17 protein-coding genes are annotated in these 22196 nt (G+C 69.9%); 7 read left to right on the forward strand and 10 right to left on the reverse strand.

The annotated features are described in order from the left end of the window. Nucleotides 1-217 precede the first annotated feature (217 nt). Nucleotides 218-1840 carry a DUF4192 domain-containing protein gene (locus AC068D_RS27985; RefSeq protein ID WP_478825863.1) on the reverse strand — a complete coding sequence of 541 codons (1623 nt, stop codon included), beginning with the start codon at nt 1838-1840 and terminating at the stop codon, nt 218-220. 111 nt (nt 1841-1951) lie between these two features. Here AC068D_RS27985 and AC068D_RS27990 point away from each other — a divergent pair, with 111 nt between their 5' ends. Continuing rightward, the gene (locus AC068D_RS27990; RefSeq protein ID WP_478825864.1) at nt 1952-4123 is read left to right on the forward strand and encodes a RecQ family ATP-dependent DNA helicase; all 2172 of its coding nucleotides are present in this window, start codon (nt 1952-1954) and stop codon (nt 4121-4123) included. 215 nt (nt 4124-4338) lie between these two features. Next, nucleotides 4339-4968, forward strand: a complete 630-nt coding sequence (locus AC068D_RS27995; RefSeq protein ID WP_478825865.1) for a hypothetical protein — start codon at nt 4339-4341, stop codon at nt 4966-4968. A gap of 180 nt (nt 4969-5148) precedes the next feature. Here the strand turns inward: AC068D_RS27995 and AC068D_RS28000 are convergent, their stop codons facing one another. The 3 genes from AC068D_RS28000 to AC068D_RS28010 all read right to left on the reverse strand — a co-directional run bounded on the left by AC068D_RS28000 (nt 5149) and on the right by AC068D_RS28010 (nt 7374). Further along, nucleotides 5149-5769 (reverse strand): hypothetical protein, encoded by a 621-nt coding sequence (locus tag AC068D_RS28000; protein ID WP_478825866.1) that lies wholly within the window; start codon nt 5767-5769, stop codon nt 5149-5151. A gap of 106 nt (nt 5770-5875) precedes the next feature. Further along, nucleotides 5876-6583 carry a ribonuclease HII gene (locus tag AC068D_RS28005; protein ID WP_478825867.1) on the reverse strand — a complete coding sequence of 236 codons (708 nt, stop codon included), beginning with the start codon at nt 6581-6583 and terminating at the stop codon, nt 5876-5878. 164 nt (nt 6584-6747) lie between these two features. Further along, a complete protein-coding gene (locus tag AC068D_RS28010) occupies nt 6748-7374 on the reverse strand; it encodes a TetR/AcrR family transcriptional regulator (RefSeq protein WP_478825868.1) in 627 nt (208 codons plus the stop codon). A 125-nt stretch (nt 7375-7499) separates the two neighbouring features. Here AC068D_RS28010 and AC068D_RS28015 point away from each other — a divergent pair, with 125 nt between their 5' ends. Further along, on the forward strand, nt 7500-9056 hold the full coding sequence (locus AC068D_RS28015) for an MFS transporter (RefSeq protein WP_478825869.1): 1557 nt from the start codon (nt 7500-7502) through the stop codon (nt 9054-9056). A gap of 72 nt (nt 9057-9128) precedes the next feature. Here AC068D_RS28015 and AC068D_RS28020 read toward each other — a convergent pair whose 3' ends face one another. The 4 genes from AC068D_RS28020 to AC068D_RS28035 form a co-directional block, all read right to left on the reverse strand. Continuing rightward, a complete protein-coding gene (locus AC068D_RS28020; RefSeq protein WP_478825932.1) occupies nt 9129-10955 on the reverse strand; it encodes a DUF4153 domain-containing protein in 1827 nt (608 codons plus the stop codon). 492 nt (nt 10956-11447) lie between these two features. Next, nucleotides 11448-12374: an ADP-ribosylglycohydrolase family protein gene (locus AC068D_RS28025; RefSeq protein ID WP_478825870.1), complete on the reverse strand. Its 927-nt coding sequence runs from the start codon at nt 12372-12374 to the stop codon at nt 11448-11450. Nucleotides 12375-12386: 12 nt separating this feature from the next. Further along, nucleotides 12387-13046: a histidine phosphatase family protein gene (locus AC068D_RS28030; RefSeq protein ID WP_478825871.1), complete on the reverse strand. Its 660-nt coding sequence runs from the start codon at nt 13044-13046 to the stop codon at nt 12387-12389. 84 nt (nt 13047-13130) lie between these two features. After that, nucleotides 13131-13736 carry a YdbC family protein gene (locus tag AC068D_RS28035; RefSeq protein WP_478825872.1) on the reverse strand — a complete coding sequence of 202 codons (606 nt, stop codon included), beginning with the start codon at nt 13734-13736 and terminating at the stop codon, nt 13131-13133. Nucleotides 13737-13827: 91 nt separating this feature from the next. Between AC068D_RS28035 and AC068D_RS28040 the strand changes: the two genes are divergently transcribed. Then, the gene (locus AC068D_RS28040) at nt 13828-14787 is read left to right on the forward strand and encodes a DUF1152 domain-containing protein (protein ID WP_478825873.1); all 960 of its coding nucleotides are present in this window, start codon (nt 13828-13830) and stop codon (nt 14785-14787) included. A 108-nt stretch (nt 14788-14895) separates the two neighbouring features. Further along, the gene (locus tag AC068D_RS28045; RefSeq protein WP_478825874.1) at nt 14896-15426 is read left to right on the forward strand and encodes a TerD family protein; all 531 of its coding nucleotides are present in this window, start codon (nt 14896-14898) and stop codon (nt 15424-15426) included. Between the two features lie 696 nt (nt 15427-16122). Here AC068D_RS28045 and AC068D_RS28050 read toward each other — a convergent pair. Further along, nucleotides 16123-16665 (reverse strand): CGNR zinc finger domain-containing protein, encoded by a 543-nt coding sequence (locus tag AC068D_RS28050; protein WP_478825875.1) that lies wholly within the window; start codon nt 16663-16665, stop codon nt 16123-16125. Nucleotides 16666-16788: 123 nt separating this feature from the next. Here AC068D_RS28050 and AC068D_RS28055 point away from each other — a divergent pair, with 123 nt between their 5' ends. Continuing rightward, nucleotides 16789-18072: an MFS transporter gene (locus tag AC068D_RS28055; RefSeq protein ID WP_478825933.1), complete on the forward strand. Its 1284-nt coding sequence runs from the start codon at nt 16789-16791 to the stop codon at nt 18070-18072. A gap of 649 nt (nt 18073-18721) precedes the next feature. Next, entirely contained in the window at nt 18722-19141 is a 420-nt protein-coding gene (locus tag AC068D_RS28060) for a nuclear transport factor 2 family protein (RefSeq protein WP_478825876.1), read from the forward strand. An 81-nt stretch (nt 19142-19222) separates the two neighbouring features. Here the strand turns inward: AC068D_RS28060 and AC068D_RS28065 are convergent, their stop codons facing one another. Further along, nucleotides 19223-22117, reverse strand: a complete 2895-nt coding sequence (locus AC068D_RS28065) for a vitamin B12-dependent ribonucleotide reductase (RefSeq protein ID WP_478825877.1) — start codon at nt 22115-22117, stop codon at nt 19223-19225. Nucleotides 22118-22196 lie beyond the last annotated feature (79 nt).

A 22196-nucleotide genomic window follows, 5' to 3' on the forward strand; every position in this document is an offset into this window, starting at 1 on the left:
ACGGTTGCCGCGGCGTGGAGCCCGAGAGATTGTCCCGGCGTGGCTCCGGACCCGCACGGGCTGTCGCGGGGGGGGCACCTGCGCCCGAAAGGTGCCTGGGCGGTGGTGCCTGCCGGAGCAGGCGTGGCTGCACGATCGGCCGGCCGCCCGGCCGCCCGTCGGGCAGGAGACTCACCGGCGACCACCACGGGAAGTGCTGCCCCGGGGGCCAGCGTGCTCATCGCCCGGCTCCAGGACCGCTCCGGCCCGTTTCGCCCTGCGGCCGCGTACGGTTCCGCCCGACTGCGGCCCCTGGGTCGCAGCCGGATCCCCGGCCGGGGCCACGCCGGGGCGGGACGGGTTCGCCTTTCCTCTTCGCACTCCTTTTTGCGCTCTTCTCCGCCGGCTTCGCGCTCTTCTCCGCCGACTGCTTCGCCCCCGTCCGCCGCCGGGACCGCGGTGGCACGTGGCGCTTGCCGGTTGTGTCCGTGCCACCCGAACCGGTGGCAGCTGCCGTGGCGACGCCGATGGCTTCGCCGGTGCCGGGAGCGGTGGACGAGGCTTTCCGTTCCCCGCGCAGGCAGCGGCGCAGTTCCTCCGGATCGAGCCCGTCGTTGCACGCCTGGTGGAGCAACCGCGCGAAGACGTACTCCGGATCGGCGCGCAGGGCCAGGCTCAGCGCGACCCGCGCCCCAGGTTCATCGCCCGTCGACCAGGAGACCCACCCGGCCAGCGCGAGCGGGGCGGCCGCGTGCTCCGCATAGGCCCCGGCACAGCGCCGGGAAAGCGCCCGCCAGAGGCGCAGTGCCTGATCGGCCTCCGGCCCCTCCATCCAGGCCGCCGCCCGGTCCCGGGTGATCCGATCCTGCAGCCCGAGGATCACGGCAGCTGCCTCGTCGTGCGAGATGAGTCTGTCGTCCCCCGCGTCCGCCTCCGGCCAACCGGCGCCCCCGGGCGCCCGCTCCCCCAGCCGCTTCATCAGTCGGCGGGCCAGCCCGAGCGTTTCCGAGCCAACTTGCTCGCGGCCCTTCTGATCCAGAATCCTGGAAACCAACCCCGAGGCCGCTCCGTCAAGAGCCCGCATCTGCTCGGTCATGACGGATGCCCGCGGAGGCTCCAGCCGGGCCTCCATGTCCCGCAGCGATCCCCTGACCTGGATCCCCGCATAGGCGGCCGCAGCAGCCATCACGGACGTGCCCTGCATCGCCAGCACGGTCCCCTCCACGGGGCAGCATCGGGAATCCGGGCAGCAGTAGGACCAGAAGCGGCCGTCGGAGATGCACAACGCCTCGTACACCGGAACGTCGAATGAGCCGCAGGCCGTCCTGAGCCACTGCGCCAGCGGCCGCAGGCGCTCCATCACCATGAGGCTCGTCTCGTCCTCTCCCGGGTCCTGGCAGAGGAAGACCACAATGCCGTCCGGACGGGCTCCGCGCCGCTCGCCTGCCTCGACAAGACATTCCGCCAGCTGCTCCGCCACCGGCAGCCACTCCCGCTGCGCAGCGGGAATGCCCACCCTGAGCCTCCCGCCGAAGCGGCCGCGCGGACCGTGCAACGCGACCATGACGACGGAATCGGTCGGATGAAAGCCCATCAGATACGGCAAGGCGTCGGCGAGCTCGGCCGGCCCGCGCAGGGTGATGGACGGCTCGTCCGCACGGCCATGGGGCCCATCGGCCCGGTCGAGTGGCTCGTCGCTCCGGGCGTGAGCATCATCCACCCGTGCGGGAAACTCGTCCGCCCGGCCGTGGGAGATCTCCGGCTGGCCGTGCGCCGCGCCGACCGAACCATCGGGACCGTCGGCCTGACGGTCGGACTCGTCGGGTTCATGTGACGTGTTGTGCTCGTTGCTGTCTCGCATGCCTCGACGGTCCCGTGATCAAGCCACCGCCGCCAGGCCTGTGGATAACGTTGTCCACAGGCCTGGCCGCCTCGTTCGCGCGATGTCCGTGCCATCGGGTTGCATGGGGGCATGACCAACGCAGACCGCGCAGACCTCAGGGCCTCGGCCGATGCCGTCCTCGCACGCCTCGTCGGCGACTCCACCGGAGCCGCCGGACTGCGGGAGGACCAGTGGCGGGCCATCGAGGCGCTCGTCGCCGACAAGCGCCGGGCGCTGGTCGTGCAGCGGACCGGCTGGGGCAAGTCCGCGGTCTATTTCGTCGCGACCTCGCTGCTGCGTGAGCGGGGCAGCGGACCCACGGTGATCGTCTCGCCGCTGCTCGCGCTCATGCGCAATCAGGTGGAGGCCGCCGCCCGCGCAGGAATCCGGGCCCGGACGATCAATTCGTCCAACACGGAGGAGTGGGACACCGTCCATGCCGAGATCACCGGCGGCGAGGTCGACGTGCTGCTGGTCAGTCCTGAGCGGCTCAACAACCCGGACTTCCGCGACCAGGTGCTTCCCAAGCTCGCCGCCGCCACCGGTCTGCTGGTCGTCGACGAGGCGCACTGCATCTCCGACTGGGGCCACGACTTCCGGCCCGACTACCGGCGCCTGCGGACGATGCTGGCCGACCTGCCCCCGGGTGTTCCGGTGCTCGCCACGACCGCCACCGCCAACGCACGCGTGACCGCGGATGTCGCGGAGCAGCTCGGGACAGGTGCGGGCACCGATGCCCTGGTGCTGCGCGGGCCGCTCGACCGGGAAAGTCTCAGCCTGAGTGTGCTTCCGCTGCCCGATGCCGCCCACCGCCTGGCGTGGCTGGCCGATCACCTCGGCGACCTGCCGGGCTCCGGGATCATCTACACCCTGACGGTCGCGGCGGCCGAAGAGGTCACGGCGTATCTCCGGCACTGCGGACACCAGGTCGCTTCGTACACGGGCCGCACCGAGAACGCGGACCGGCAGCAGGCCGAGGACGATCTGCTCGCCAACCGCGTGAAGGCCCTGGTCGCGACCTCCGCGCTGGGCATGGGGTTCGACAAGCCCGACCTCGGATTCGTCGTCCATCTCGGCTCGCCGTCCTCCCCCATCGCCTACTACCAGCAGGTGGGCCGGGCAGGCCGAGGCGTGAAGCACGCCGAGGTGCTGCTGCTGCCCGGAAAGGAGGACGAGGCCATCTGGCAGTACTTCGCCTCGGTCGCCTTCCCGCCGGAGGAGCTGGTACGCCGCACTCTGGATGTGCTGGCGCAGGCGGGCAGGCCCCTCTCACTGCCCGCGCTGGAGCCCCTGGTCGAGCTTCGGCGCACGCGTCTGGAAGCCATGCTCAAGGTTCTTGACGTGGACGGCGCGGTGCGCAGGGTGAAGGGCGGCTGGACCTCGACGGGCGAGCCCTGGGTGTACGACTCCGAGCGGTACGCCTGGGTCGCACGGCAGCGCGAAGCCGAACAGCAGGCGATGCGCGACTACGCCTCGGCGGTCAGTTGCCGGATGGAGTTCCTGCGGCGGCAGCTCGACGACGAGGAGGCCGCCCCGTGCGGCCGTTGTGACAACTGTGCGGGAGCCCGCTTCGACGCCGGGGTGTCGGCCGCAGCACTGGATGCGGCACGCGGCGAACTGGGCCGGCCCGGTGTGGAGGTGGAGCCGCGCAAGATGTGGCCGACCGGACTGACGGCCGTGGGTATCGAACTGAAGGGCCGTATCCCGCTCGGGGAACAGTCCTTCACCGGACGGGCACTGGGGAGGCTGTCCGACATCGGTTGGGGAAATCGTCTCCGTCCGATGCTTTCCACCGGCTCTCCTGACGAACAGGTTCCGGCCGATGTGGTGAACGCCGTGGTGAGTGTGCTGGCCGATTGGGCAAGGGGTCCGGGTGGTTGGTCGTCAGGAGCCGCCGACGCGCCGTCCCGTCCTGTGGGAGTGGTGACCGTCGCCTCGCGGAGCAGGCCCCGGCTCGTCGCCTCGCTCGGGTCCGGAATTGCCGAGGTCGGCCGTATGCCACTGCTGGGCACGATTCAGTACGCACCCGGGTCGGAGGAGGCTCATATCTCGCGAACCAACAGCGCCCAGCGGGTACGCGGTCTGCATGAGGCACTCACCGTCCCGGCGGAGCTGGCTCAGGCAGTCGGGACAGCCGGAGGACCCGTGCTGCTCGTCGACGATCTCTCGGACAGCGGCTGGACCCTGGCCATCGCTTCGCGGCTGCTGCTCCGAGCCGGAGCCGAGGGAGTGTTTCCGCTGGTACTTGCCGTGTCGGCATGAAGAGTGCGTGACAGTGGGCCCGATTGGGCAGGGATATGAGCGCCAAACCTGCCTATTCCAGTCAGCGGGCTCAATTGCTCGTTGCCGCCTGCCCGCAGGCCCGCAAGAATTGGATACGCCCCCCGCACGGCCAATTCGCGGTCATCAAGGGCTGTGCCGCGGTGCGCCTCACCGAACCCTGCCCGCACTGTGGGCGCGTATGCGAAGGGAGGAACGTGACCTTCGGATTCGCTTCGTCCGCAGCCACTTCGATCAATGGATCGGCCGACTCCGCCAGCCGCCTGGCAAGGATGCTGGAACCCGCCGAGTGGACAGCAGCCGGAATACCTCTGCTGCGCAACCCCCGTGAGGTCGTAGGCGGCCTGCACTCACGGCACCGGCCGACCCCGTCGACAGCGGTTGTCGCCGTGCTCGACCATGACGAACGGATCGCGGCCAGCGCCTCGTTCGTCCGGCGAGCCGTGTCCGCCGACGGCTGGGAATTCCGCAACGCCCTCCTGGCGCAGCTGCGCCGGGTGATCCCCCACGACCTGCGCCGCCGCACTCCGATCCGTACCGCCGTGCTGCTCTACTGCCGTGACGGCGACGAACGCTGGACGGAAGAGGACGGAGCGTGGATGTGGGGCCTGCGGGACGCCTGCACTCTGCACGGGCTGCGCTGTGGCGCGTACATCACGCTGACGCGCGGCGGGTGGCAGGTGCTCGGTGAAGGGCGGGGCGGCCGTCGGCCCAACTCAGAGTCCCGGCCGGGCGGTTTCGGCGACCTCGTGGCTGAAACGGGAACTCTGCCGCTGCGCACCGCGAGCGGAGCCGCGGAGATACTCCGGCGCACGGCCGCCCGCTGACCGCGTCTGCACGACGTCCCGCACGAAGGGCTCCGCCATGGAACCCCCCACCGCCCGGTCCGCCCCTTCCCCCGTCGGAGCACGTCGAACGGACCGGCCGCAGGGTGCACGGCCGACCTGGCCCGCCGACCGCACCACGCAAGGGCGCGGGCGGCGTCATGGAGCGGCACGGCGCAGGTATCAGACGCCCGCGCCGAGCAGGGCGTTGATGCGCTGCGGGTCGCCGCACACGATGAGGAGTGCTCCCGCACGGCCCATGGCGAGGGGCAGGGCCCGGGCGGCATCGTCCTCGCTGCCGCCATCGACGGCGACGACGACCACGGGCCGGGCGGACGCACGGTCCACCGCCGCGGCGTGTGCGTAGAACACGTCGTCACCGGCGTCGTGCTGCGCCCAGTAGGCCGTCTCGCCGAAGGACAGTTCGTGCGCGGCCCACGGGTGCTGTTCACCCGTAGTGAGCACCAGGATGTCGCCGGGCGCCCGTCCGGAGTCGAGCAGCAGGTCGACAGCCTCGCCGGCGGCGTCGAGGGCACCGTCGGCCGGGGCCGGGATCAGCTGGATCTGCGGTCCGGAACGATTCTCCGGCCGTGGTGCGGAGGCCTGCCCGGCAGTGCTGTGGGTGCGCTGCGAGGGCGGGGTGGGCCGGGCCGGGCCGGGGCCCGGGCGTCCGGGACGGGGTGCGGCCGCGGTACGCGGACCGGGTACGGGATGGGGGGTCGGCGCGGTGCGGCCTGCGGCCGGGGTAACGCGGGGACCCTGGGCACTCTCGTGAATCTGAGGCTCCTCGGGGATGAGAGGCATGAGTGGATATCTATCAAACGCCGGTGCGCCTGGCATCGGCGGGTGGGCACATAAGTACGACCGGACTGGTCAGCCGGTTCGCACGACGGTCGGTCGACCGGGCGGATCAGAAGTCGAAGCCGAGTTGGCCCCCGCTCTCCAGCATGGCCGCCCCCGCGGGAATCCTGACCTTCTTGAGGTGCCGCCATTGTGGCAGCCCGTCGAGGAAGGCCCAGGACAGCCGGTGGTACGGCGTGGGCCCGAGCTCTTGCAAGGCCGCCTTGTGGACGGGCGAGGGGTAGCCGGCGTTCTCGGCGAACCCGAACGGCTCGCACACCGGCTCCACCCCCAACTCCGCCATCAACGCGTCCCTGCGCACCTTGGCGATCACCGAGGCGGCCGCCACGGCGACGCAGGAGCGGTCGCCCTTGATGACCGTACGGACACGCCAGGGCAGACCCAGGTAGTCGTGCTTGCCGTCGAGGATGACCGCGTCGGGTCGCACCGGCAGCGCATCCAGGGCGCGCACGGCTGCCAGCCGTAGTGCCGCGGTCATGCCGAGATCGTCGATCTCCTGCGGGGACGCGTGCCCGAGGGCGTGCGACGTCACCCAGTCCTCCAGCTGATCGGCCAGCTCCGTACGGCGCTTGGGGCTGATCAGCTTGGAGTCGGTGAGTCCGGCAGGGGCTCTGCGCAGTCCGGTGACGGCGGCACACACCGTGACCGGCCCGGCCCAGGCTCCGCGCCCGACCTCATCGACTCCCGCGATGATCTTGGCGCCGGTGGTGGCCCGGAGCGAGCGCTCGACGGTATGGGTGGGTGGTTCGTACGGCATGGCGCCAGACAGGGTACGCCGCCCGGGCTGGCCACAACACCCCGGGATCCCGATCTTGAGTGCTGCCATGGGACAGGCCGCCCCGGAGAGACGAGTTCGGGGCAGCGGACCGGGAGTCGACACGGTTCCCGCGAGTGCGGGGGCGGACATCCACGGATCCCGGTTCAGACGGCCCGCGGACGCAACAGGGGCACCATGATCTGATCGATCATCTCGGCGATGTCCGCATCCATCCATTCACTTCCGCACACCTTCGAGCGGTACATCATCATCGCCGGAATCACATCGAACACCATGCTTCCTGTGGCGTCGGAACGGACGTCACCGCGCCTGATTCCCCGGTGCACGACTTCCCGAAAGAGCCGGTTCGAGGGCTCGATGACCCCGGTGAGGATCAGGGCATGGAAGCGTTCGGCGACAGGAGAATCGCATTCGTGAAGTACCGAGCGGAGCGCACATCCGGGTTTCGAGTACATGGCCGCACGCATACGCCGGCAGAGCTGATAGAGGTCCTCACGAACGCTGCCGTGATCCGGCGCGTCGCCGAGGCTGGGAAGTCCCGCCCGAAGGGCGTCCGCGACCAGGTCCTCCTTGGACGGCCAGCGGCGGTACACCGCAGCCTTACCGGTCTGGGCGCCGGCAGCGACGCCCTCCATGGTGAGCCCGCTCCAGCCGACCGTGCTCAGCTGATCGAGCGCGGCGTCGAGGATCGCCTGCTCCAGCACGGGTCCGCGGCGGCGCGGGGACGCCGACTGCGGCCGAGCGGTGGCCACAGATCGCGAAGTAACCATCGACAACTCTCCATCGCAGCAGTGCGGTAGCTCCAGTGAACGCTTGCGTTCCCTGTTGGGGACTCACTACCGTGAACGACACAGTGAACGGACTCGTTCACTAATTCATGTGTGGGGGGACCATAGTGACAACCTCTCAATTAGAAACACAGCGTGCGCCCGGCGCTGCCCGCAGAGAAGGGCGTCCGGGGGTCGCCCTGGCCGTCATCGCCGCCTGCCAGCTCATGGTGGTACTCGACGCGACGATTGTGAACATCGCGCTTCCGCACATCCAGGATGCGCTCAGCTTCTCCACCACCGATCTGTCATGGGTGCTCAGCGCCTATACGCTGACGTTCGGCGGGCTGCTGCTGCTCGGCGGCCGGGCGGGCGACATCCTGGGCCGTCGACGGGTGTTCATGACCGGCATCCTGGTCTTCACCCTTGCATCGCTGCTCGGCGGATTCGCGCAGGAGCCATGGCAGTTGCTCGCCGCGCGGGCGCTCCAGGGAGTCGGCGGCGCCATCGCGTCACCCACGTCGCTCGCCCTGATCACGACGACGTTCCCCGAAGGGCCGGAACGCAACCGGGCCTTCGGGGTCTTCGCCGCGGTGTCGGCGGGCGGTGGCGCGATCGGACTGCTGGCGGGCGGCATGCTCACCGAGTGGCTCGACTGGCGCTGGGTGCTCTTCGTCAACGTACCGATCGGCATCCTGATCGCGTTCCTCGCCCCGCTGTACATCAATGAGTCGGAGCGCCATCCCGGCCGTTTCGACATAGCAGGCGCACTGACCTCGACGGCAGGAATGGCCTCGCTGGTCTACGGCTTCATCCGGGCCTCGGAGGAGGGCTGGCGGGATTCGCTCACACTCGGATCCTTCGGCGCGGCGGTGCTGCTGCTCGCCGCATTCGCGGTCGTCGAGTCACGGGCCCGGGAGCCGATCACTCCGCTCAGGATGTTCGCCGACCGGAACCGGTCCGGCAGTTACCTGATCATGCTGAGCCTGGCCGCGGCGATGTTCGGGATGTTCTTCTTCATCGTGCTGTTCGTCCAGAACGTGCTCGGCTACAGCCCGATCCAGGCAGGCCTGGCATTCCTTCCGGTGACAGCCGCGATCATCACCGGAGCCGGGCTGTCTCAGCGGCTGCTGCCGGTACTCGGTCCCAAGCCGTTCATGGTCACGGGTTCCGCGATCACCGGTGCCGGCCTCCTCTGGCTGACCATGATCGGCCGGGACAGCTCGTACGTCAGCGGGGTTCTCGGCCCGATGGTCCTCTTCGGTTTCGGCATGGGGCTCAACTTCGTGACCCTGACGCTGACCGCCGTCTCGGGCGTCGCGCCGCACGAGGCAGGTGCGGCATCAGGGCTGCTCAATGCGATGCAGCAGGTGGGCGGCTCCCTGGGGCTCTCCATCCTCGTCACCGTGTTCGGCACCGCGAGCCGGGGCGAAGCCGAGAAGCAGGTCCCGTCGTTCCTCGCGCACTCGACGCCGCAGCAGCAGGCGGATTTCGCCACGACACGGGAGCTGCCCGCCCCCTGGGGGCACGAAGTGCTGACCGAGGGCATCTCGACGTCGTTCGTGGCAGCGGTGGGGATGGTGGTTCTGGCGCTGGTCACGGCACTGCTGGTGGTGCGCGTCCGCAAGAGCGACCTGGAGGCGCTGAGCGGCACGGCAGGCGCGGCGGGTCCGCCGGCCGCGTAGCGGACGCCCTCGTACGGCGGTGTGCGGTTCCGTCCCACGGGGGGACGGAACCGCACACCGCGCCGCATTTTCTCAGTCCATGCCCATGCCCGGGTCGTAGTCGCCGGGATCCTCCGGGTCGTAGAAGTCCGCGTCGTAGTCGTCGGGGTCCCCGCCGAACCGTCCGTCGTGTTCGTCCGGGCAGGCCGCCCGGTCCATGACCGGGGGCCGCGCGTCCAGGATCGACCGGGCCCGCGCCTCGCCCCAACTGGTCACGTACCACGGGTTGCCCGCGTCCTCGAGATCGCGTGCGATCTCCCTCAACGCGCACGAACGGACAGGCTCCGGCAGCTGGTCGAGGGCGGGTACGGCGTCCGCCGAGAGATCGCGCAGATACCCGGTGTCGATCTTTCCGGTCTGCTCGTAACGCTGTACGTTCCGCTCGGCGATCAGCGCATCCGGGGAGGCGACTCCGAAGGCCAGCACAGCGGCCGCGCCACTCGCCACAACGGCGCGGGGCAGCCAGCGGCTGCCGAACAGCCCCGAGGCGATGATCAGTACGATCACCAGCCCGAGCCACAGTTCCATCGCGGCGACGGACACGCGCAGCCTCGTCAGCCCGTATGCATCGACGTAGAGATCCATCCTGCGCAGGGCGGCCGCCACGACGACCAGGGTGAGCACGCACAGCGTGCCGAGCACCGCCCGCACCAGGCTGCGGTCCCGGGCCCCGCCGCGCGGCGCCCAGTGCAGGGCCAGCCCGATGACGAGCAGCGTGAGCAGAGTGGCCCAGAGCAACTGCCAGAAGCCCTGCCGTGCGTATTCGGCGTAGGTCAGCCCCGTCTCGCCCAGAACCTTGTCGTACCCCCCGAAGAGGACGGCGAGCTGGACCGCGATGAACGCGGCGAAGAGCAGGTTGAGCACGACGAGCGGCAGTGCCCACTCGAACCTGCCCCTCGGCTTTCCCCGCCCCTTGGCGAGGCGGTCCCAGCGGAGTGGCGCCGCCGCGGTGCGTGCCGCGGCGAGCGCCCCGGCGAGGCCGAGGAGGAAGAGGAAGAAGCGCCACGGGCCGTCGACGAACGAGACGTCGGGTATCAGCTCGCCGAGGAGATCGGCGAAAGCTGCATCGGCGCCGGCGAACAGCGCTCCGAACACCACGAGCAGAAGCACTGCGACCGCGATCGTCCGGGCCGCAGGCGCCCAGCGATCGCGTGAACCGCCTGCCCGTTCACGCAGCCCCCGCCAGCCCCACGCCGGTCCCGTGACGAGCGAGTCGAAGACACCGACGGACCCGAACAGCACGCCCGGCCAGGTACGGCCGCCGTGCAGAGCGAGCGAGCCGAGCGCCAGCGCGGACACGACGGCCAGGAAGGTCGGCCAGCTCGCGTCACGGAGCGCGGGCACGGCCAGCAGGCCCAGGGCACCGGCAGCCCAGGCGGCCGTCCAGCCGCGGATACGGCGACCGGCGGACCGAGCGGCGAAGAACGCGGCGAGGGCGGCCGGCACGGCCACGATCAGCAGATTGATCCCCAGCCCGTCGCCCAGCAGCAGTGCACTCAGCAGCGCGGTGGCCAGGGAGCACCAGAGCGTGGCGACGCGCACGGGTGCGGGCGGCCCGGGACGTATCCGGGCGAGCGGGGGTTCGGCGGTCCGCGCCGGCGGCGGGGGCCAGGGCCGGCCCTGTTGTGACCACGGAGCCGGAGACACCCGGCCCGGAGGGGACCCGGGCACCGCTCCCGATGACGGTGACGGGGACGGCTGCTGCCCCGTGGTGGAGGCGTCCGGCGCGGAACCTGGGATGCGCGGCGTGGAGGCCGATGGCTCCGACGATGCGTCGGTGACGTCCGGCCGGGACCCCGACTGCCCCTGCCGTTGCTCCCCAGGGGCCGTCGCCTCGCCGGGCTCCGCGCCCGACTCCATGGCCGGGCCCCGCTTCTGATCCGGTCTTCGGTCCTGATCGGGTATTCGGCCGGGCTCGGGAAGTCGGTCCTCGGTCCCGCCCGTCCTCCGGTCCTGGTCCCGGTCCTGATCCTGGTCGTGCTGCGAAGCCCTGCGACGGCGCTGCTCCTCGGCCGGTCCCGAGTCGTTGCCCGGGCTCGGTTCCGGCTCCGAGCCGGGTGGTGTGGACGGTACGTCTGACACGGGACCCCCTCCCCCAACGGATCCCGTGCGGCCACACGGCAGCGGAAAGGACCCGGCGTCTCATCGCCGCACGCCCGTCATGATCAATGCGGCGGCGTGGCCGAAAGGGTAGCCCTCGATGGACCTGCACGGTCGTCCGAGGCTGCCCTGTGGCAGGACCGTGACAGTCGGACCCGGCCGAGTGCAGCTCGGACCCGGCCGAGTGCAGTCATGTGCACAGCCCACTCCGGCGTTCGGCCGCCCACTGTGGCGTTCCGCCGACTCAGGGGTTCAGCCGACTCGGGTCGGCAGCCACCCGGGCAGTGACTCGGTCCGATCCAGCCAGCTCACCGGTGGGGCCCCGGACACCGCCGCGGCGACCACTCCCCCGGCGATCGCACAGGTCGTGTCCACGTCCCCGCCCACCTGCGCGGTCGTCCAGAACGCCTGCTCGAAGTCACCGAGCGCCCGCGCGGCCGACCACAGCGCGAACGGCACGGTGTCGTGCGCACTCGTGCGCCGCCCGCTGCCGAGCACCGCGGCGACCGTCCCGGCGTCACCGTAGTCGAGCATGTCCCGCGCCCTGCGCAGTCCCGCCCCTACCGCGCTGCGCGGCACGAGCGCAACCACACCGTCGAGCAGTTCGGTCGGCGTGGGCGGCCCGTCCGGGGAGGCGACCAGCGCGGCGGCGGCCGCAACGGCCATGCTGCCCACCACGGCTTCGCGATGCTGGTGCGTCGTGTACGACGAGATCTCGGCCTGGTGCGTGGCCTGCTCCGGATCATCTGCGTACCAGGCGCCGAGCGGAGCGATCCGCATCGCCGCACCATTGCCCCACGAGCCCTGTCCGTTGAACAACGAGGAGGCGAGTTCACGCCAGTCGCCGCCCTCCCGGATCAGCCGGAGCATCCGGTTCACGGCGGGACCGTAGCCGCGGTCGAAGTCATGGCGCTCGGCGAACGAGCGGGCCAACGCGTCCTGATCGATCCGGCCGTGGCCGGCGAGCACGGCGAGCACGGAGCACGCCATCTCGGTGTCGTCGGTCCACTGCCAGGGGCCGGACGGCAGCTCGCGCCGCTTGAGCAGCGGATAATTCGCGGGCACGAAGAACTGGGAGCCGAGGGCGTCTCCCACGGACAGCCCACGCAGGCTGGCCAGGGCGCGGTCGAAGCGCCGGTCGACGGAGTCGGGCGAAGCAGGAGAGGAATCAGCGGTCATCGCACGGCCACTCTATCCGGTGATGCCGTACCACTCCGCTGTACGCCAGTGCTCGAACGGCCGGTCCAGTGTGTACCGCCCGTCCTCGCCGAGCAGGAGCATCCGGCTCTCGCCGTTGCCCGGGTTCGAGAGCGACTCGAACTCGGCCACCGTCCAGTGGAACCAGCGCATGCAGAACAACCGCATGGTCAGCCCATGGGTGACGAGCAGCACGTTGGGCGGGTGGTCCGGGGCCTCGAAGCTCCGGTAGAGGCTCTCCAGGAACGCCCCCACCCTGTCGTACACATCGGCACCCGACTCGCCCTGCGGCAGGCGGTAGAAGAAGTGCCCGTACGCATCCCGGTACGCCTTCTGCAGCCGTACATCGTCCCTGTCCTGCCAGTTTCCCCAGTCCTGCTCGCGCAGTCTCGGCTCCTCCCTGACGCGGGTGAGGGCCGGGTCCAGACGGAAGGCCTTGTAGGTCTGATGGGTACGGCGGTACGGCGAGACGTAGACACTGACCTGTTCCCGCCCGAACAGCTCACGCAGACGCTCCCCGGCCTCCTCCGCCTGGCGCCATCCGCGCTCGGTGAGCCGCAGGGCATGGTCCGGCTCACGCTCGTACACCGAGTCGTCGGCGTTTCCCTCCGACTCGCCGTGCCGGACGAGAACAATGCGCCGCGGTCGTGCCATACGACAAACCTAGGGCGAAGGCGGGCCGATGTCCCGACCGCCCCGGGTGGGGCTGCCGGTCCGCAGCGGCACGGCCGCGGGCGATCACACCGTCCAGGCGTGTTCGAGCTGGACGACGTCCCCGGCGAGTGCGGCGACGTCCGCCTCCGTCTGCGCGCGCAACGAAAGGCGTTCGACCCGCTCCACGCGGTACTTGCCGTGTTCCGCAGCGGACTGCCACATGGACAACACCAGGAACTCGTTCCCGGGCGCCTCACCGAAAAGACCGCGGACCATCCCTGGCGATCCCGCCATGGCCGGATTCCACACCTTCTCCTGCATCAGGGAGAAGTGCTCGACCCTGTGCTCGTGCACCCTGCAGTGCGCGACACGTACGACATCGGCGTCGGTGAAGCGCGGCTCGAAGCCGGTCTTCACATCGAAGCGATGGTCGAAGAGCTTGACCTGAACGTCTCTGAACGTGCCCGACTGCGCGGCCGCCAGCCGGTCGTGCGAGCGTGCCATGAAGGAGTCGTAGAAGGCACGTGTCTCCCAGAACGCGAATATGTGGGCCACCCCGGGCCGTCCCCGGCTCCACCCTCCTCCCTGCCCCCGGAATCCCGGCTCACCCAGCAGCCCCGCCCACTTCCGCTGCCCCCGCTCGAACCCTCGACGGTCCGTGACGGTGCAGCGAATCCACTTGACCAGCACCGCGCCATCGTACGGCCCGGAACGTGGCCCTGGTCACTCTCCGGGAGAAGGCGATACCGGGTGCTGCGCGGCACAGCGCAGAATGATCGTCATGACCGCGCTTCATCTGAACCCGCTTTTCGCACGCCTTGGATCCGCCGAGCGCATTCTCGTCACCGGTGCGGGCGGCGGATTCGACATCTACGCCGGGCTGCCGGTGGCACTCTCGCTGGTCCACCAGGGCAAGGACGTGCATCTCGCCAACCTGTCGTTCAGCGCCCTGGAAGGTCTGCCACTCGACTCGTGGCTCGCCCCGGACGTCGCGGCCGTCACCCCGACGACGTCGCTCCACCAGACGTACTTCCCGGAGCGCACCCTCGCCCAGTGGCTCGACCTCCACGGCTACCCCAGCACCGTCCATGCCCTCGCACGCGTCGGGGTCCAGCCGCTGCGTGCCGCCTACCGGGCACTGATCGAGCGGTACGACATCGACGCGGTCGTCCTGGTCGACGGCGGCACCGACATCCTCATGCGGGGGGACGAGTCCGGGCTCGGCACGCCGGAGGAGGACCTGGCGAGCGTCGCGGCCCTCCATGGACTCGACGTGCCGGAACGTCTGGTCCTCTCGCTCGGCTTCGGTGTGGACGCCTACCACGGGGTCAGCCACGGACTGGTCCTGGAGAACATCGCGGCCCTGGAGCGCGACGGCTCGTATCTCGGCAGTTTCTCCGTCTCCCGTGCGACCGAGGAAGGGGCTCTCTTCCTTGACGCGGTCGCTCATGCCCAGGCCGGCACTCCCGACCACCCGAGCATCGTGAACGGCTCGATAGCCGCCGCGGTCCGCGGTGGTTTCGGTGACGTCCAGTTCACCTCGCGTACCCACGGCAGCGAGCTCTTCATCAATCCCCTGATGTCGCTCTACTTCGCCTTCGAACTGGAGGGCGTGGCCCGGCGTTGTCTGTATCTCGAAGAGATCGAGCACACACAGTTGATGCGCCAGGTGAGCAGCGCGATCGCGGTGTTCCGGGACGACGTCGCGCGGCAGCGCCCACCCCGGCGCATCCCTCACTGACCACACGGCCGAAAGTGTTCGGGGTGCCGGTGCCCGCCCATGACAACATGGGCCTTCCACAAGGGCGTTGGCGTCCGTAACGGCGGGCCCGCGAGGAAGGGAAGCAGGGTGAGCAGTCTCAGCAAGGGGCTCCGGAAGGTCCAGGTGACGCTGAAATGGGATCCCAGCCCCATCGGCGAACCGGCCGTCGACCTCGACATCGTCGCCGCAACCTACCCGGCGGACGCCGTGCACGGGGAGCCCGCGTATCTCGTGCACTTCGGCAGCCGATCCCCGGACGGCACCATCACCCTCAACAGGGACAGCCGGACCGGTCAGGGTTTCGGCGACGACGAGGTCATGACCCTGGAACTCGACCGCCTGGCCGAGGCATACGCGCGCGTCGTGGTGGGGGTGGTCATCCAGCAGCGCAGGGGCGAGAAGACCTTCTCCCGGATCACGAACACGGCCGTGCGGATCCTCGAGGGCCCCGTCGAGCTGGCCGGCGACGACCTCTCGAGCGTGCCCGACGCCACCGCCGCGACGATCGCGGAGTTCACGCGGGACGCCGCGGGAGAATGGCAACTGCGCACAGGTGTCCGCGGCTTCGACGCAGACCCGGCAGAGTTCGCGAAGCTGATGGGCGCCGCGTTCTCGTGACGTGTCGCCGGCCCTCGGCATCCCCTCTCGGGCCGCCCTTGGCATCATCCCGGGAGCGGCCTCAGGCGCGGCCGGGCGGTGCCGTGAGCGGGCGGCCACCGGGCCGGACCGGATCCGCCACCACTGCGCGCTGCTGACCTGGCGGGTTGCCGCGACGGCCCCCGCGCGGGCGGCTGGGTGCACTGGCCGCGGAGCTGTTTCGACCCTCGCGTCGCCGGCCGAGGACCAGGCGCCTTCGCGCTGCCGGCCGGTTGATCGTGACGGGCCGTCGCAGCCGAAGGAGGCGGCATGGGGTCGCACCCTCCATGAGCAGCGAGCAGCGGATCGTCCCACTGCGGCACGGGACGGCCGACCGGACCCAGTCCGACCGCCCAAGCAGGAGGAACGACCGCCCGCGGGAAGGGGCATATTCAGACCTCGAGCCGGTCGTATCCGGCCTGCCGGCGGACCACCGTTGGCCGGTCGGTGGCCAGGCGCGGCCACTGCGGTACGGCTCTGCCCCTCGGTGCGGGCCGGCGCCCCTCTTCGTCGCGCTCTGCGCTCTCGACCGGGGCTCCTGCGGCGGGGCTGCCCCGCCCGCGAACCCCGAGCGGACGCGAACGAGCACACCTGTCGGCACGAGGCCCTGATCTGCGACCAGGCCCTTGATCTGCGACAGAAGCAACTCACCTGGCGAAGAGAAACCTCAGGGCCGGATCACTGGGTCGCCTGCCGCTGCCTGGAGGCGTAGGACCGGGACTTGTTGCGGTTCCCGCACACCTTCATCGAGCACCAGCGGCGGCTGCGGTTCTTCGAGACATCCCAGAACACCCACCCGCAGGTGTGCTCCGCGCAGCGCTTGAGCCGGGCGGCATCCCCCGTCGTGACCAGCTCGCTCCACGCGATCGCCAGCACGGCCAGCGGCCGGCGTTCCGCGGGCAGTCCCGCCGCAGGGGCCAGGACGCCGCGCGCCGTGATCAGCACCGGGTGCTCGGCCAGCACCCTGTCCGCCGCGGCGAGCAGTTGCGGGTCCGGGGTGTCGCCGACATGGGCGCCCAGTTCCTCTCGGATGCCTGCACGCAGAGCCGTATAGCTCTCGTGGACCTCGTCGGAGATCTCGTCCGGCGCGTCGAGCAGGCGTCGGCTCTTCAGCCAGCCGGTCAGCCCGGCCGGGGTGGAGATCTCGTCGCTCGCCTCTTCCACGTCGACCGTGTTGGCGAAGGCCTCCACCAGAACGGCCGATGCCGACGGCTCCAGCATTGCGGGTCACCTCCTACGGGATACCGCCATTCTACCGCCTAAACGCTTTACCGGTTGGGGATGCGGTGGCGCGCATGCCAAAGTGATCTCACCAGTTAAAGCGTTAGCCGGTTAGGAGAGAAGATCATGGTCACCACGGTGCCCGAGCGGACGCAGACCGAGGGAAACCCTGGCTCCCTGCCGCTGGGCGGGCACCGGCCGGACCCTCGTCGCCGCAACACCGCGATCCTGGTCGGCTTCACCGCCGCGACCAACCTCGCCGACGGCGTGATGAAGATGGCCCTCCCGCTGCTCGCCGCCCAGCTCACCGGCTCTCCCGCCCAGGTCACCGCCGTCTCGCTGACCCTCACGCTGCCCTGGCTGCTTGTCGCCCTGCACATCGGCGTCCTCGTCGACCGCTTCGACCGGCGGCGGCTGCTCTGGGGCGCGAACGGAATGCGGCTGGCTGCGATGGGCTGGCTCACCGCCTCCGCCGTGACCGGCGGCATCTCCCTCACCCAGCTCTTCACTGCCGGGGGGATCCTCGGCGTCGCCGACGTACTGGCCTCGACCTCCGCCTCCGCTCTGGTGCCGGCCGCGGTGCCGGAGGCGGGGCGGGAACGCGCCAACGCCTGGATGGTGGGGGCAGAGACAGTGGGGCAGGAGTTCGCCGGACCTTTTGTCGGCGGGCTGCTGCTCGCCGCCGGGACGAGCCTCGCGCTCGGGGCGATAGGCGCCTCGTACGCCATCGCCGCCCTCTCCCTGCTCCTGCTGGTGGGCCGCTTCCGGGCGGCCATGCCCACCCAGGACGCGGCTCCCGTCCCCGTGCACAGCCGGATCGCCGAGGGGCTGCGATTCCTCTGGCGGGACCAGGTGCTGCGCACGTTGTCGCTGGTCGTCGCGGTGCTCGGCGCCGTCTGGGGCGCCTGGCTGGCGCTCATGCCGCTCTACGCCAAGCAAGCCATGGAGCTCGGGCCGCAGCAGTACGGCATCGTGCTCAGCGCTCTCGGCATCGGCGGACTGGCCGGCACGGTGACCGTTACCTGGGCGAACCGGCTGCTGGGCGCTCGCTGGGCGATGTTCGCCGACCTCATCGGCACCGCGGCGATGGTGGCGCTGCCCGCCCTGACCACCAACATCTGGGCAGTGGCAGTCGGCGCCTTCCTCGGCGGCATGGGCGGCACGCTCTGGACGGTCAACTCCCGCACCATCACCCAGCGCATGGTCCCCGACGAGATGCTCGGCCGCTACGGCGCGGCGGCCCGGCTCTTCAACTTCGGCGCGATGCCGCTGGGCGCGGCCCTGGTGGGCGTGCTGGCCGAACTCGGGGGCATACGGCCCGCCTTCGGGGTGTTCGCGGTGGCTACGGCGGCGACGGTGGTGCCGTTCCTCAGGAACGTCACGCAGTCCGCCCTGCGTTCCCGTTAGCCGACGGCTGGACCGTTGACCCTCACGGCAAGCGTGGGAGGGGGTCGTATCGCCCCCGGCGCGAGGTCGTCCCAGCTTCGGTCCGCCGAGGTCTGAACCACCTGTGCCACCTGCTCCACCTACGTGAAAGCCAGGCCATGCCCGCGGGGGACCGACGGCCCATGGAGCTGCCGCAGCTCGCCGCCGGACCGGCCCAGGAGCACTGCCGCTGCGGGCGGACCCGCCGGCCTCCTGTCCGAGACGACCGCCCGGCCCCTCCAGGGCCGGGCGGTCGTCATCCCGGAGGCCCTCACCTCCGGAACGTTCTCTTCGCGCTCTCCGGCGCGATGCCGGTCCCCACGGCATGGCCCTGGTGCGCGCCGGAGGGAGGGGCGCCGGCCAAGAGCCAAAGTCCCTCCCTCCGGAGGTCATGCTTCGGGTTCCGATGCGCCGGGTGGTGCATCCGACGCGATTCCGCCCCCTCGTACTGGCGCAGGGCCGTTGTTCCTGGTGTGCGCCGTTCCTCGGCCCCTGGCCGTCGGTCCCGACCGCGCGGGTGCCTGCGCCGTCGCTCCCGCGGTGCCCGCCTCTCCCGGGAACGCCGCCCGCGACGGCACTCCAGCCTGTTGAATGACAGGCCGAACCTTTGGGAAGAGGTGACGGAGGAGCCATGAGCGAGACCGAGAACACGCGACTGATGCAGCGCATCTTCGCCGGGCTGGAGGAAGGGGACGGCAGGCCTCTCGCCGAGAGTCTCGCCGACGACTTCCGCTGGACGATCATCGGTACGACGAAATGGTCCGGGACCTATGAGGGGAAACAGACCGTCCTCAACGAGCTGTTCCGGCCGCTGCTCGCCCAGTTCGCGGACACGTACACGAACACCCCACATCGTTTCGTCGCCGCCGGCGACTGCGTCGTCGTGGAGTGCAGAGGGCGCGCCACGACCACGGAGGGGAAGCCCTATCACAACACGTACTGCTGGGTTTGCCATATCGAGGACGGAAAACTGCGGGCGCTGACCGAGTACTGCGATACCGACCTGATAGCAAGAACACTTGGGGAACCGGGCGACAGGAAGTCCCGATAGCCACGACAGCCGAGTGGGGAGCCGGCACGTTGCCGACTCCCCAACCCGAGCAGTCACTTCACGCCTGAAAGGCGCTCACATTCAGCTGCAGCCGCTGGTGGAGCCGCAGCCCTCGCAGATGTAGCAGGAACCGGCACGCTGCATCTTCGTACCGCACGAGAAGCACAGCGGCGCGTCGGCGCTGATGCCCAGCTGCATCTCGACGAGCTCAGCCGAGGTGTGGGCCTGCTTCGGGTCCGGGGCCTCTGCCTTCGGCGGGGCCACCGCCCGCAGGGTCTCCTGCTGGCGCGGGGCGGACTGGGCCAGGCCCTCGACGTCCACCTCGTCGTCCGCCGGCTCGTAGGAGCCGGTCTCCAGGTGGCGCTGACGCTCCTCCGCCGAGTGGATACCGAGGGCCGAACGGGTCTCGAAGGGCAGGAAGTCCAGCGCCAGACGGCGGAAGATGTAGTCGACGATCGACTGCGCCATCCGCACGTCCGGGTCGTCCGTCATGCCGGCCGGCTCGAAGCGCATGTTCGTGAACTTCGAGACGTACGTCTCCAGCGGCACGCCGTACTGCAGACCGACCGAGACGGCGATCGAGAACGCGTCCATCATGCCCGCGAGGGTGGACCCCTGCTTGGACATCTTCAGGAAGACCTCGCCGAGACCGTCGTCCGGGTAGGAGTTCGCGGTCATGTAGCCCTCGGCGCCGCCGACGGTGAAGGAGGTCGTGATGCCGGGGCGGCCCTTCGGCAGGCGCTTGCGGACCGGGCGGTATTCGACGACCTTCTCGACCGCGGTGCGGATCGTCTCCTCGGCCTTCTCCGTGATCTCGGCCTTCTCCGCCTCCTTCTTCTTGGCGGAGAGCGGCTGGCCGACCTTGCAGTTGTCACGGTAGATCGCGAGCGCCTTGACGCCCATCTTCCAGGCCTCGAAGTAGATCTCCTCGACCTCCTCGACGGTGGCCGACTCCGGCATGTTCACCGTCTTGGAGAGGGCGCCCGAGATCCAGGGCTGGATCGCGGCCATCATGCGGACGTGGCCCATCGCGGAGATGGAGCGCTCACCCATGGCGCAGTCGAAGACCTCGTAGTGCTCGGTCTTCAGCCCGGGGGCGTCGATCACGTTGCCGTGGTCGGCGATGTGGGCGACGATCGCCTCGATCTGCTCCGGCTGGTAGCCGAGGCGGCGCAGCGCCTGCGGCACGGTGCCGTTGACGATCTGCATCGAGCCGCCGCCGACCAGCTTCTTGAACTTGACCAGCGCGAGGTCCGGCTCCAGGCCGGTGGTGTCGCAGGACATCGCGAGACCGATGGTGCCGGTCGGGGCGATGACGGATGCCTGCGAGTTGCGGAAACCGTTCTTCTCGCCGATGCGGATGACGTCCTGCCAGGCCTCGGTCGCGGCCGCCCAGATCGGCGTGTCCAGGTCGTCCATGCGGACGGCCTTGGAGTTGGCGTCGGCGTGCTGCTTCATGACCCGCTTGTGCGGCTCGGCGTTGCGGGCGTATCCGTCGTACGGGCCGACGACCGCGGCGAGCTCGGCGGAGCGCCGGTACGACGTACCGGTCATCAGGGACGTGATGGCACCGGCCAGGGCGCGGCCGCCGTCGGAGTCGTAGGCGTGGCCGGTCGCCATCAGCAGCGCGCCGAGGTTGGCGTAGCCGATGCCGAGCTGGCGGAAGGCGCGCGTGTTCTCGCCGATCTTCTGGGTCGGGAAGTCGGCGAAGCAGATGGAGATGTCCATCGCGGTGATGACCAGCTCGACGACCTTGGCGAAGCGCTCGACCTCGAAGGACTGCTTGCCCTTGCCGTCGTCCTTCAGGAACTTCATCAGGTTCAGCGAGGCCAGGTTGCAGGACGTGTTGTCCAGGTGCATGTACTCGCTGCACGGGTTCGAGCCGTTGATGCGGCCGGACTCGGGGCAGGTGTGCCAGTGGTTGATGGTGTCGTCGTACTGGATGCCCGGGTCGGCGCAGGCCCAGGCGGCCTCGGCCATCTTGCGGAAGAGGGACTTGGCGTCGACCTCTTCGATGACGTCGCCGGTCATACGGGCGCGCAGCCCGAACTTGCCGCCGGACTCGACAGCCTTCATGAACTCGTCGTTCACACGGACCGAGTTGTTGGCGTTCTGGTACTGGACGGACGTGATGTCGTCGCCGCCCAGGTCCATGTCGAAGCCCGCGTCGCGCAGTGCGCGGATCTTCTCCTCTTCCTTGACCTTGGTCTCGATGAAGCCCTCGATGTCGGGGTGGTCGACGTCGAGGATGACCATCTTGGCGGCGCGGCGGGTGGCGCCACCGGACTTGATCGTTCCTGCGGAGGCGTCGGCGCCGCGCATGAACGAGACCGGGCCGGAGGCGTTGCCCCCGGAGGACAGCAGCTCCTTGGAGGAGCGGATGCGAGAGAGGTTCAGGCCGGCGCCGGAACCGCCCTTGAAGATCATGCCCTCTTCCTTGTACCAGTCGAGGATCGACTCCATGGAGTCGTCGACGGACAGGATGAAGCAGGCGGAGACCTGCTGCGGCTGCGGCGTGCCGACGTTGAACCACACCGGCGAGTTGAAGCTGAAGATCTGGTGCAGGAGGGCGTACGCCAGCTCGTGCTCGAAGATCTCCGCATCAGCGGGCGAGGCGAAGTACTTGTAGTCCTCACCTGCCTTGCGGTACGTCTTCACGATCCGGTCGATGAGCTGCTTGAGACCGGTCTCGCGCTGCGGGGTGCCCACGGCTCCGCGGAAGTACTTGCTGGTGACGATGTTGACCGCGTTGACCGACCAGAAGTCGGGGAACTCGACGCCACGCTGCTCGAAGTTCACCGAGCCGTCGCGCCAGTTGGTCATGACGACGTCACGGCGCTCCCAGACCACCTCGTCGTACGGATGCACGCCGGGGGTGGTGTGGACACGCTCGATACGCAGGCCCTGCCGGGCCGCTGCGGCCTTGGATCCCTTGGCTCGGGAACCCCGTGCCGGGCCGCTCGCCGTCTCTGTCATGCCGCCTCCCATATACGGGCAAAAACGCCCTGAAGTGCCCAGATCTTCCCGTGGCACAGTCTCTGTCTTTCGCCCCTTG

Source organism: Streptomyces sp. NPDC043861 (assembly GCF_056435905.1).